This is a genomic window from Paenibacillus sp. FSL F4-0097, assembly GCF_038593125.1.
Lineage (GTDB): Bacteria > Bacillota > Bacilli > Paenibacillales > Paenibacillaceae > Paenibacillus_AQ > Paenibacillus_AQ odorifer.
Genome location: NZ_CP151965.1, coordinates 4,352,464 through 4,365,178 on the forward strand (window position 1 = coordinate 4,352,464; position 12,715 = coordinate 4,365,178).

Below are 12,715 nucleotides of genomic sequence, written 5' to 3' on the forward strand. Positions count from 1 at the left end.
ACTTTATGCAACCTATGAGATAACTGCACTCTATACACTTATTTCGTCTGTAAAAGGCTAACTTCTCACTTTAACTGTATTCTATACAATTAAAAATCACAGTTATCAGCTTTAGCGGCAAAAAACTAAAAAATAGGTGTACAAAATACAACTATCTTCAGGAGCGAGTTTTTCGAGCGAAAATAGCTGTACGAAATACAATTAAAAGCCACTACATATTAAAATCGTCAGCCCTCCATATAAAAAAGGGGCGGGATCTTTGTAGACCACCCCCTGCTCCACTTGCTCTTATTTAGAATCGCCCAATTGATCATATGCTGAATCATACGTCCACTTCAGGCCGTTGTCCTTACTCGACAGATAGATGGTACCTACAGTTTTGCCCTCTTTGCTGAGCAGAATAGGATACAATCCTTCTTTTCCATTAAAAATAGGTGAAAGCGGCGTTTTTTGATATTCATTAAAGGTTTCCGGTAGGGATACCACGAGCTTTTCCCATGACTTACCCTTATCTTTGGTCCAATAAATAACAGGCCCATTATCTTCATAATATCTGAACCCCAAGAATCCGATATCCTTGTTAGAAAACCCTGCCCCGGCTAAACTTTCCGCGTATAAATCGTTAGGATTTCCAAGCTCCGTCCATGTCTTCCCGCCGTCAGAGGTCTGGTATACATAATTTAGCGAACGTCCCACGCCTGCAGAACCTCCGGAGACGATCCAACCATTTTGCTTGTCAGTAAACCCGATGAACTTGGCATCATACCCCTTAGCACCTTCAATGTTGTAGTTATTCCACGATTTCCCCATGTCATCGCTGATTAATACATGTAGAGGGGATTCTTTACCATTCGCAAATCCATATACAATTGCAGTTTTGTCCTCGGAGATATAAAATCCGGTATCCGCTCTCCCCATCCCCATTTCTGTTCCAGTCGTATCAAGTTTTAAAGGTGTTGGCGCTTGGATCTCCCCTTTCCGATAGGAGACAGAGACATTACCATCCTCGTCCATGGAATACGCATTCCCAGCGTCATGCACAACAACTTGTTCTCCACTAGAGCTGTAGGAATAAATAGTACCTGGTTTGAGCGCCGTATCTGTAGATTGTCCGGTTAGGTTCGTACAGGCTGCTAGCACTGCTGTTACACCAACCACTATTAAGACCGCAAGAAATGCGCCTACTCCATTTCGTTTTTCTTTCATATTTAAAATACTGCCGAATCGCTGCTTCATCGAGTGTTTTCCTCCTGCAAAATTCGTTGATAAAGCTACATGCCGAGTAGCATTACTTTGCATAACCGATAAAATAGCTTCGCAGTATTTCTTTCGATATGCTGCATTTTGCTTACGTACAACGGTGTCATCACAATAAATTTCAATTTCGCGGACAGCTTCGCGTGCCATGAACCAAACCAATGGATTAAACCAATGCACTGCCTGCACAATCAGTAGCAACAGCTTATATATGATGTCATGCCTTTTGTAATGGACCAGCTCATGTTTTAAGATAAACTCCAGCTCTTCCTCACTATATTGATCATGCGGCAAGAATAGTGTTGGCTTGTAAAAACCCATTAGCATCGGATTCGGAACTTTACTGCTTATCAGAACCGGAATGGCGGGTGTTACATGCATTTCTTTAGCGACTTGTTTGAGCTTGGAGAACATATCCTCTCTCTGAAGAGGGCTGCTCCAACGTAATACCTGTTTTCTGAAAAAGAAATAACTAAGCAAATGATACCCTAAAAAAAGCACAGCTCCAGTAACCCAGATGTACGCTAAGATATTAGTTATAGAAGGGATATGGCTTACATCCCCTGTCTGGACCGGCTGAGAGATTACTGACGTATCCGCCTGCAAATTCTGGGACACTGAGCTTTGAAAGACAGTTGCTATGGCCTGACCTTCGGGTAGCTGAATCGCCACAGGAGGATTGGTAAAGGAAAAGTTGAATGGCAACAATAATCGCAGGGTTAGGATCAACCATATCCAATAGCTCAACTTAGCCGAATAATGTTTTCTTAACAAGGGAGTTAATGTGATTAAGCCGATAATAACTAAACTTATGGTCACAGAGATAACCAGAAAATCTGTAAAAAGACCTGTTATCATCAGGATTCCTCCTTATCTACTCTATCGAGCAGTTCCCGCAACTCAGCAAGATCGCTTTTATCAATCGCCTTCCCGTTGTATAAGGACATCACCATATCCTGCACAGAGTTGCCAAACAGCTTTTCAAGCGTAGACTTCCCTTCGCTCTCTTTATAATCTGTCTCAGAAATTGCAGCGAGATAACGGTTGCTCCGCCCTTCTTTTTCGCAAGATAGAAAGCCTTTTTCAACCAGCCGTGACAGCACTGTCATCAAAGTAGCAAGCGCCCACTTACGTTTATCCCCCAGTTGATTCAAAATATAAGAGGAGCTAACCCAACTCTCGGCTCTCCAAATCACCAGCATAATTTCCAGTTCAGCATCTGGCAAGCGTTTGATTTTGTTATTCATCCCTATTTCTCCTTGTTATACATTTGTGTAATACATTCATTATACAAACGTGTAATTAAAAAGCAAGCACATTATTTCTAAAATATGTATACATTCTTAGACGTTTATTGTTTTAATAAAGGTTTCACAAGTCCAGTAGCAAATAATAAATAGAACCCTAGGAATTTTTATAAGATTCCAACAATGATAACCAACACACACTCAGCTGAAATTTATAACTATTTTGGAAACTAAGTGATTGGTCTGCATTATTCTTAAGTAAGGAGGTAGGTTATGAAAAAATTTAGTATTCTATCATTTTCACTGATAATTTTACTAATTTTATTATTTGTATTAGTCAGACCCACGCAAAAGATCGTAGGTGTCAATCTTGCATCCGAAACAACAGAAATTACTTATACTGACCGTGAAAGCCTTCAAATCTTCGAAGATGCTATAAGAACTGTAAAAAAAGTACGCGGGTCTGTTGATGTGGGTGAACCGACTTATCGAATGACTGTTACTTACGCTAATTCAAAGGTGGCCGGATTCAGCCTTTATATGGATTTTAAAACGAAAGATGGTTTCCTGATTAAAGCTAGCAATAGCGAAAAGATGCTGGATTTAAGAAATAAGAATTCGGTTGAGCTAGCTGATCTGTTAAGTAAAGAAAAGGAAGATTAAAATTTGGAAACTCAATCTAAAAATAGGCATGGTCATCATACAAATGTAAAAACAAGCCATCCTTTAGTACTAACTAAGGATGGCTTGTTCGTAATTATATTATTTTCCTGCGCTTCAAATATACTGTCCCGCTCCGCTCAGAGCGCTGCAATTCTCTGCTGGATGCGTGGGAATAATGCAAAGGCATTCTCATAAAATACTTTCTCGTAGTGCTGCTCAGGCACAAGTCGGCGGACGAACTCCGCATACAGGTCAATAGGCGCGAGTGGCCAATCGGTACCGAACAGCATTTTTTCATAGTGATCAGAGTACACCAACGCCCGGCGAAAATGATCCATAAACAGGGGTTCATTCATGAACCGCTCAAAATGAGGCCGGTCACCAACAACGAGACCGGACAAATCGGCATAGACGTTTGGATTCTTGGCGACCACTTCGGCAGCATCCATCACCCAGGGATCGCCTAGATGGCAGATCATAAAGTTCACGTCGCGCCGTTGGAACGCTAGTTCGTCCACAGTAAGCGGATGCGCATACTTAAGCAATCCATTCATCGAATACGTATCACCGGTATGAATAACCACAGGCGTGCCATACTTGGCCGCTAGCTCATAGATCGGCGTGTAGATTTTGTCATAAACGTAATGATGATAGTACCCGGCATAAAGCTTAATACCAGCTACCTCAGGAGCTTGCAGCCGTGCCTCAATTCGGTCCAGCTCATCCAAAGCATCCTTTCCTCCGAGCATATTCGGATTAATGCCCACGCATTCCATTAAGAACGGCGGTACACTGGCTTCCAAGTCGAGACCCATCGGATTGGGAGAGGCAGAGTCAGGAAAGGCTCCCTTCGTCTGCTCCGTGACCCCCATTCCAATGCCGAGAACAACGTCGTTCTTGTCAAACTCCGCTTTGAGCCCAGCAGCTGTGTAATCAACTTTGGAGAGGTCCAGTGCTGTCTGATGAAAGCTATCGATGTCCGACAGATGAATGTGAATATCAATGATTGGCATTTATAGTCTCCTTTTTGTCAGAAGCACTAGCAAAGGTCACCTTCATAAGATTACGAACTGCCTCTGGATCCAGAGCGAGCTCTCCCATGATCATGAAGGTCGGCTGTGTCCAAGCGGTTTCTCCGTTCAGAAGTAGTAGATGGTGATTCACACCATATGTGAATACCTTATTGTTCACGTAAGACATAGCTCTCTGATTAGGATAACTATGCACCACATGCAGCATGTCTTTACGCGAAGTTGCACCGATTCGGATAAGCCCCTTGGATTCCAGATGGGCTTCGACCTTCCCGATAGGGAAGTTGCCTTCCTCTGGGAGCTCCATCCAGCCTTCCGAATAGATTGGTGAAGGCTTAAAGTAACTATCCTCGGATAGCGAATAATGCGGTAGCGTCATTCCACTTTCATTGGTTACTGAAATCAACACACAGAGCACAGGAACTCCGGGCAGCATAAGGTAATGCTGATTGATCGTGATCCCCCGGTTTGCTTCCTGCTTCTCCATCGAAGTGGTCAGTCTCAAACCCTTCCAGACGTTACCGTGATCATCCATCTGCTCCGTCCAAGCTGCGCTTCTTGGCTCCTGCAACCGGCTAAATCCGCCTATTCCAGAAATACCCACACCGAGTCCACCATGCCAAGGATTCCACCAGGAGCGTGGTTCTGCTTTCGGAAAGGTGCTGTCCAACCACTCTTCTCCTCGGTGCTTCAAGGAATGCACAACACTGCCGAAATCAGGAGCAGCTGCAATAGATAGAACTCCGTTGGTCACTGTGTAAATGGGACCCGCAGGTCCTTCTTCTATCCCACAAACAACGCTTGTTTCCGTTTGTGGAAACCAGAGGCCTGTTCGCTCTTGAATGCGGTCCTCACCGCGATAGACGACCCGGACCTTACGGCCAGATTCGTTGTGTTCTGGTGATTCTGTATCCTCAGTAGAGAGCTCAAAACCTGCGGAGTGCAAATTTTGTCCTCTTTGCAACTCCATCTCAGCGACACTTCGCTCCTCTTCTCCATCAGCCTGTACATACAATTCAAGGCTTCCATCAAGCGGTGTCATCTTTCGTTCGATTAGCTCGGCATGAAGTGCCCCTGCCGCAAACGGATTTCCACCGCCGAGCGTTAGCTCAAGATGGTCATCCAACACCGGTATGACCGAATTCTGCTGTTTTAGGGCAAAGGCGCGAAATTCCGACCACTTAAGGAAGGTGTTAAGAGCAAACATCATAGTTTTTGTCCGTACGACATCTCCAGCGGAGATTCGGCCAAGATTATGCTCCAGCCCAAGCGGGTATTCCGGGCGAAGTAATTTTAGCGAAGGATCCCAGCAGATTCCGCATGTGACGTTCTCTTCCTTGCAGAACAACCAGTTCTCCGTAATTTGTGCACTGTCCCAAAGACTTGGATCGCCTGAGTAAGCATCGCCCATGTCCACGTATTGGCCCTGATATGGCAAGATAAGCTGTTTACCGAAAAAGCCGAAATTCGTCAACAGATACATGTCTTCTTCCAGGATGTCACTATTGGTATTGCAGACCTCGCTATAAAACTCAGCGATTCCGTTAGCAAATAGCTTAGCCACTCTTTTTATCTCAAGACCCGGAAATTCTTCCGACTCGTAAAGGGCTTCGAGCACCTGACTCTCCCCTTCAGAATAGATCTTTACTTCTTTGGCCTGTTTCTTAGAGAATTCTTCTGCGAATGGCTTGCCTAACTTCGGATGGGTCAACCAGAAATTATGGCTCGAGCCGGGATATTCAATCCACATTCCATTGTCGGTATTATTAAGATGAATAGAGTAGGCGCCATTCACAGCCACCCACTGATCCCCGTTTTCCCCGCCAAAGCGGCCATGCGTTCCCTTCATTAGAACGGATAGCTTGCTTATGAAGGTGACTGCCTTCTCTCCAACCGGAACGGCCGTTACCTCAATAGCCTGTGAATAAAGACCGTATGACTTTAGGGTAAAGGGTACTTGAATAGAAGCCTTACTCTTAGCTGGAACAGTAAAGCTTACTGTACGGTCCGCCCACATCAGGAATTCGTCTTCGGGCAAATCAAAAGAAAATTCTGCTTCTGAAGCAAAATTATTCTCCACATTAAGGTACAGTTCCGAAGGAAGACCCAGATATAGTTCCCGGTGTGGCAGCGCTATCTTCATTTTGAGTGGGAATTTAGGAGCAACGCCAATGCGGAATTCAGCACGCTTGCCACCGATGATCCACTTGCTCAAAACAACGGGGTGTGTCTTCTTATCGTTCTGCTCTTCCCGAACCGAATCAAGCTCAAAATCACCTTCCACGATAACCGTTTCACCTGGTGCTAGTGTTCGCGCAGCAGATAGAGCAAAACGGATATTTTTATCGTTCTGGCCTTCGATCTCAATGGCCAGCTCAGACGCCGAACGATTCTTGATGCGATAGCGAATCTTGTAGGTCGAACCGAACACAAGATCATGATCATCAATCTCCGTGGAGATTTCATAGTCTGGTGTATCAAGAGCGGTCAGACCGCGGCCAGTCTTCTCGAATTCCGCCCGCAAGGAGAGTTCTCCCTTTTGCCAAGTATAATCAAAGAAATCAAAGCCACGCTCCTGGCGGCCATCTGGCTGGATGGGAAGTTCACGGGTACTGTCTGCATACCAATCCAGTTCTTCAAAATAAGGAGCAAGTGCTTCCGTTTGCAATACAGTTGGAATGAAGTTCATCAGATGGACGTAATCTTCATTTTTCTCCCAAAAAAATCCGCATTTCTTATACATCGGTACGGCTTTCGTATTACCTGCCCAAGTGAACAGATCAAGACGTGGCCAGCCCGCTTCTATTGTTTGGCGAACAGCGTTCAGAATCAGATTGCGGCCAACCTTGTATCCGTGATAATCGGGGCGCACATTTAATAGCGGGACATACAAAGCCCCTTCATCTTGACGGTAGTGGGCGAAGCTGCAGAAGCCGACTACCTCTTTGCCATCAACGGCAAGAAAGGCATTAAGATTGGACGAGATCTCCATCTCACGGCGCACACTGTCCTCAGTTCTCTGATTAGTGCCTCCGCCCCAGCTTTCGTTGCTGCGGTTCCACATTTCTGCGACCGCCCCAGCATAAGAAGAATCGTATTCGATAATGCGGATTTGTTCCGCTGTAGTTTTTACAGTCATGCTCTCATCTCCTTATTCCTCAAAAAAATATGAGTATGTATTCGCATAAAGTTATTGTGGATAAGCTCTCTACAACATATTGAAATAACTCCTACGAGTTCTTATTATACTATTAATTGGAAGCTCAATACGAGGTAAAAAACTCTTTCACCTTATTTTCTACATAAACTCACAGCCGGCAGAAAGCTACAAAAAAACTGCTCCTAAGAGCAGTTTTTTGATGTTAATCCACCGTCCCAACATTCTCCAAGTGTAATGAGCTTTCGGAGCTGACGCCTGCTTCCGTACTCAGAGTAGTAAGTGCTTGTTTTAGATCCTCTTTATTCACATAGACATACGGACTTTTCCAAAGAGATTCCACATGTAAGGAATTAATATGCTCTGGTTTAAGTTTAGGGAAGTTGAATAACCACTGCTGCAGATCTGCTTGAGGAATATCCGTCTTCACATTTTCACCAATGATATCCAATACATTTCCCCATTGGGACACGCCTTGGAAATTACCTAGCTTATCCAGAATCTGCTTGATTACTTGCTGCTGCCGATCATTGCGCTGGAAATCGGAGGATTCAGCCGTTCCTTGATTCGATTTACGGTACCGTACAAAATCAAGAACTTGTTTGCCATCCAGCTTCTGCAAGCCTTTCTTTAAATCGATGTGTGTACCATCTGCCGTATCGGTATATTTCATATCCATATCGACATCTATAGTCAGTCCGCCAAGCAAATCCACGGTCTTCTGCAACACATCAAAATTCACCACAACCATGTGCTCAATCGGCAGACCGAGCAAATTGCTGAAGAACTCTTTTGTATTTGGAATAGCCTCTGTTTTGTCTTTTATGTAATGATAAGCATAATAATAATTGGCTTTGCGGGAAGGCAACGATTTAGGTTTTAGCAACAAATCCCGTGGTAAAGATAAGAAACTCGTCGACTTCGTGTCCGGATTGAAGCTGACAAGCATCAGAACATCGGTATTCATTACTCCACCACCGCCATCCCGACTATCTACCCCGGCTAGCAGAAAAATCATAGGTTCAACCGATACCGTCTCCTTTTTTTCCTCTGGAGCAGCTGTGGGCTGGATGGTGACTGGAGCTGCCATACGCTGTATCGCATCATCCGTCTTTTTATATAAATACCCTGCATATACTCCAATCCCTATAATAGCTGCGCCTAAGACAAGACCAATGCTCGTCAGAATTTTACGGGTTGTTGTCCACTTGCGTTTGTTAGACATAATTTCCTCCACTCAGTTCCAATAGCTAATTCAATCAGTGCTTTCATCCTTATGAACTTTAACACTTAACACCATGCCAATCGCAATCATATTAGTTAGCAATGAGCTGCCTCCATAACTAATAAAAGGCAATGAAATCCCCGTCAGGGGCAGCAACCCAATATGCATCCCAAGATTAACGGAAACTTGAAAGATGAACATGGCGATAAACCCGGTGACAATATAGGTACCCGCACGGTCCCTACTATCCAGCGCAATAAAGATCATTCGGTACACGAGCAGTAAATAAAGCATCAGCAGCACGGATGAACCTATAAAACCGTATTTCCCCCCGATGACTACATAGATCGAATCGGAATACGCATATGGAATATATCCTTTTCGCAAAAAAATACCTTCACTGCCCGATAATCCTCCGGAGCCAATGGCTATCATTGCGTTTTTTACATGCCAAGATTTATCAGGATCGCTTTGCGGGTCCAAAAAAGCTTGGATTCGTGACAATTGATGGGGTTCGACAATCTTGGATAACAAGTCGAAGTTGGCATAATACAGCCATAGTATCGTGCCGATCGAAATAATCACAACACCAAGGATCAGAATCATATATAGAGCACGGATGTTACCAATCCACAGCATACTAAGTAATATGCCAGCAAAAACGAGCGCTGTACCCAAATCGGGCTGATCCATTATTAAAATAAAAGGAATTAAAAAAACGAAACAAACCGGTACTAAATCTTGAAAAAACCGCAGCTGCTGGCCCTCTCGTGTACCTAATAGATGAGCAATGAGCAGCACCGTACATATTTTAGCCAACTCGGAGGGCTGAAGCTGAAAGCTCCCAATGCTTAACCAACGCACGGCACCATTGAGGTTTTCTCCAACCAGCTTGACTAGTACGAGTAAACCTATGCCCACGCCATAAAAGAGATACGCTAACCTGCCTAATAGAATCTTATAATCTACCAAAGCAATGAATAACATGGGTAGGCAAAATAAAGCAAATAAATACAAATAACTTATGTAAAGACCGTCTAACCGCGTATCCGTAGTCGCTTCATAAATAGCAACAGTACCCACGCCAACTAAGCAGGTGGTGAGAAAAAGTACGGATCTGTCCAGCTTTGCAATTTTGGTAGAGATGAGCATAAAACAACCTCTATTTAATTTCTGTAGTTTTCTTGTTGTGTACGTGATATATGCATGAAAATGGGCATTACAAATAATCCGCTGAGCACTTTTACTTCTTTTTTTCACATTGAAGCGCTACGGATGATTAAATTGAATGATTACCTCAGATCAAATTTGCCCTGATACGCTTTCTTCGATAACAGCTTCAGTTTATCTTCACTTAGCGTATAGATATCCAGACCATTCCCAGCCTCACCCAATGACCAGCCCAGCGCGAGCTCCTTATGGCCATCTTCATCAACATCAAAGAATCCGGCATAATCTAGACCATACCCAAACCCCTCAACCTCGGAAATCTTCTGCCAAGCTTCATTTTCCTGCCTCAACAACATTGCTTTTATAGTATATCCTTTGTTTTTACTGTACTCATACACAACCACAGCTTCGTCAATTCCGTCTCCATCCATATCGCCAAAAGAGATGGCATTATCCTCTTGTCCCTTCATCGGAGTTATCAATTGAGCTTTGTCTGGAAGCCACTTAATAAATTCCTGGCTCGTTTTGTCTCGCTGCAGGCTTGCTTCTGATGATGGAGGTTTAATCAGCTCTCCGGGTGTTGCCGGGACTCCGCATCCTCCGAGCAAAAATAAAGTTGTAAACAGGGTACCAATTTTTATGAATTTGCCCGGCATTTGGATCATCGACTCCTCGCTTGTCCGCATATATAGTATTTTATCTGTGAAAGAGATGAAAGTGGTTATGAAATAGTTAAATTTGAATTCTTATTCTATCGGTAAGTCAAATTGGACAATCGTTCCTTTGCCTAAAGTGCTGCTTATTCGCAGCTCTCCATGATGCAATTTAATGATCTGTTCCGAGATGGATAATCCCAAGCCGCTGCCCGAAGCCTGTTGATCCCCTTTGTAAAATTTTTGCCGCACATTCTCTAAATCCGTCTCTGCGATACCTGAGCCTGTATCCTCTACAGAAATCACGACTTTCCCTGGAACCGTTTGGGCGCTGATTAAAATCCGATCTGATGAACCAGTAAATTTGATTGAATTATCAATGAGATTAATCATGACTTGCTTCAAACGATTCTCGTCAGCTTGAATTACTGGCAGATGTTCTTCTATTTTCACTTCTAGTGAGATGCCTTGTCGGGTCGCTCTAGGGGTAAGTTGTCTGCCGATATGCTGCAGCAGTTCTGTTAGATCCACTGATGTGAAGTGAACGGCGATTCTTCCGTTATCCAACTTAGAGAAATCCAACAATTCATCCACCATATGAGTTAACCTGTCACTTTCGGATTCAATAATATCAAGCCCATCATAAAACAGAGGTTGATTACTCACCTCACTCGCCTTTAAGGTAATTGCCCAACCTTTGATCGAGGTCAAGGGTGTTCGCAGTTCATGGGATACGGAAGCAATAAAATCATTCTTAAGCTGTTCACTCTTGGAGATTCGGCTTGCCATCATATTTAACGTATCCGCCAATGAACCAAGCTCATCTTGATAGCGCTTATGCACTCTGATGCTGAAATCTCCTTCGGTCATCTGGTCTGCTGCCTGCTTCAGATCTTTAATTGATCTGGTTATGGTCCAAGACAGCAATAATCCAAGTAAGGTGACAATGCCAATAACGATTATCCCCACCCCGATCAGTAAAACCGTAATATGTTTAACTGTATGTATAGTTTCCGTTAAGGACGTGATAAATCTGACTCCCCCCACGATGTTTCCATTAGCCTGCAAGGGATAAGATACCGCGTAAATTGCTTCCTCTGTGTTAGGGTCCGCACCTTTCCAACTGCCGGGCTGCCCTTTTATTGCTGCTTGTACATCTATGTACTCAGTCATAGTTAGATCGCCTTGAAGTCCATTTGAGTCCTGCAACAGCCAGCCTTCAACATTAATAATCTGCACCTGTGCATCAGAATGACTCGCAAAACCCTTCAGTAACCTATCCGATTGTTCCTCCAGATCCTGGTCCCCAAAGTATTGCTGAAAAAAAGAAGCCGATAGCTCTGCTTGATTCATCAAGGTTTCCTCTATGTTATGAAAATAATAATATCGCACAGATACATTAAGAATGATTTCAAGAATGAGCACAGTAAGACAAATGAGTATAAAATAGCTTCCTACTAATCTTTTCTGAATCCCCATTCTTCAACCATCCTTTCTAAAGCGGTAACCGAGCCCCCATACCGTCTCAAGCCAATGCGGATTAGAAGCATCAACCTCAATTTTCTCTCTTAACTTACGCACATGAACATCCACCGTTTTGGGATCTCCAATATAATCCTCTCCCCAGACAAGATTCATTAATTCATTTCTAGAGAGTGCTGTATCCGGATGCTCCAGAAAGGTTTTCATCAACTGAAATTCCTTCGGAGTTAATTCAATGCTGTCATCCTGCTTAAACATCTTGTTCGCGTTCAAATCAAGCCGGATCGGTCCAGCTTGAAGTATAGTTCTTTGCGGCTTTAGAGCGGATTCTGTACGGCGCAAAATAGCTTTAATACGTGCTACCAATTCTAATGGATTAAAAGGTTTAACAATGTAATCGTCAGCACCCATTTCAAGGCCATTGATTTTGTCCAAATCCTGTCCACGTGCGGTTAAGAAAATGATGATGACCCCAGCGTCTTTCTCTCTTAGCTTTCGGCATATTTCGAACCCATTAGAATCAGGCAACATGATATCCAGAACCATAACATCTGGACGGCTCACCTCAAAGCTCTGCAATGCTTCTTCTCCACAAGCAGCTTCACTAACCACAAACCCATTATTCGTTAAATTTATAGATATAAAACGTCTAATATTATCGTCATCTTCCACAATAAGCACATGATTGCGATCAACAGTATCCACGATTTCCACCCCTATTACCCAGAGTCTAAACAAGTAAAAAAACAAAAAAACTCTCCCGGTAAAGAGAGAGTCTTGTCTCGGATCCCTATAATTAAATCACAAGTGGATATTACTCTAAATCGCTA

At 43.5% G+C, this 12,715-nt stretch carries 10 protein-coding genes; 1 reads left to right on the forward strand and 9 read right to left on the reverse strand.

Annotated features, from left to right (window positions below; all coding sequences use genetic code 11):
• Positions 1 to 288: 288 nt before the first annotated feature.
• Together MHH86_RS19530 and MHH86_RS19535 are read right to left on the reverse strand one after the other, a co-directional pair.
• Entirely contained in the window at positions 289 to 2,115 is a 1,827-nt protein-coding gene (locus MHH86_RS19530; RefSeq protein ID WP_076297657.1) for a M56 family metallopeptidase, read from the reverse strand.
• Positions 2,115 to 2,504: a BlaI/MecI/CopY family transcriptional regulator gene (locus MHH86_RS19535; RefSeq protein WP_076143756.1), complete on the reverse strand. Its 390-nt coding sequence runs from the start codon at positions 2,502 to 2,504 to the stop codon at positions 2,115 to 2,117. The genes MHH86_RS19530 and MHH86_RS19535 overlap by 1 nt, the downstream gene beginning before the upstream one ends.
• Positions 2,505 to 2,777: 273 nt before the next feature.
• On the opposite strand from MHH86_RS19535, the gene MHH86_RS19540 reads away from it, so the two are divergent.
• Positions 2,778 to 3,167, forward strand: a complete 390-nt coding sequence (locus MHH86_RS19540; RefSeq protein ID WP_076143754.1) for a hypothetical protein — start codon at positions 2,778 to 2,780, stop codon at positions 3,165 to 3,167.
• A 137-nt stretch (positions 3,168 to 3,304) separates the two neighbouring features.
• Here the strand turns inward: MHH86_RS19540 and MHH86_RS19545 are convergent, their stop codons facing one another.
• From MHH86_RS19545 to MHH86_RS19575, 7 genes are all read right to left on the reverse strand, one after another.
• The gene (locus MHH86_RS19545) at positions 3,305 to 4,180 is read right to left on the reverse strand and encodes an amidohydrolase family protein (protein ID WP_076271990.1); all 876 of its coding nucleotides are present in this window, start codon (positions 4,178 to 4,180) and stop codon (positions 3,305 to 3,307) included.
• Positions 4,167 to 7,337: a GNAT family N-acetyltransferase gene (locus tag MHH86_RS19550; RefSeq protein ID WP_076297658.1), complete on the reverse strand. Its 3,171-nt coding sequence runs from the start codon at positions 7,335 to 7,337 to the stop codon at positions 4,167 to 4,169. The genes MHH86_RS19545 and MHH86_RS19550 overlap by 14 nt, the downstream gene beginning before the upstream one ends.
• Before the next feature lie 223 nt (positions 7,338 to 7,560).
• On the reverse strand, positions 7,561 to 8,580 hold the full coding sequence (locus tag MHH86_RS19555; RefSeq protein ID WP_036688825.1) for an LCP family protein: 1,020 nt from the start codon (positions 8,578 to 8,580) through the stop codon (positions 7,561 to 7,563).
• 30 nt (positions 8,581 to 8,610) lie between these two features.
• Entirely contained in the window at positions 8,611 to 9,732 is a 1,122-nt protein-coding gene (locus MHH86_RS19560; RefSeq protein WP_036688828.1) for an FtsW/RodA/SpoVE family cell cycle protein, read from the reverse strand.
• 140 nt (positions 9,733 to 9,872) lie between these two features.
• A complete protein-coding gene (locus MHH86_RS19565) occupies positions 9,873 to 10,436 on the reverse strand; it encodes a hypothetical protein (protein WP_342479385.1) in 564 nt (187 codons plus the stop codon).
• Positions 10,437 to 10,496: 60 nt separating this feature from the next.
• Positions 10,497 to 11,882 carry a HAMP domain-containing sensor histidine kinase gene (locus MHH86_RS19570; RefSeq protein ID WP_036688832.1) on the reverse strand — a complete coding sequence of 462 codons (1,386 nt, stop codon included), beginning with the start codon at positions 11,880 to 11,882 and terminating at the stop codon, positions 10,497 to 10,499.
• Positions 11,883 to 11,885: 3 nt separating this feature from the next.
• A complete protein-coding gene (locus tag MHH86_RS19575) occupies positions 11,886 to 12,590 on the reverse strand; it encodes a response regulator transcription factor (RefSeq protein WP_036689130.1) in 705 nt (234 codons plus the stop codon).
• Positions 12,591 to 12,715: the final 125 nt, after the last annotated feature.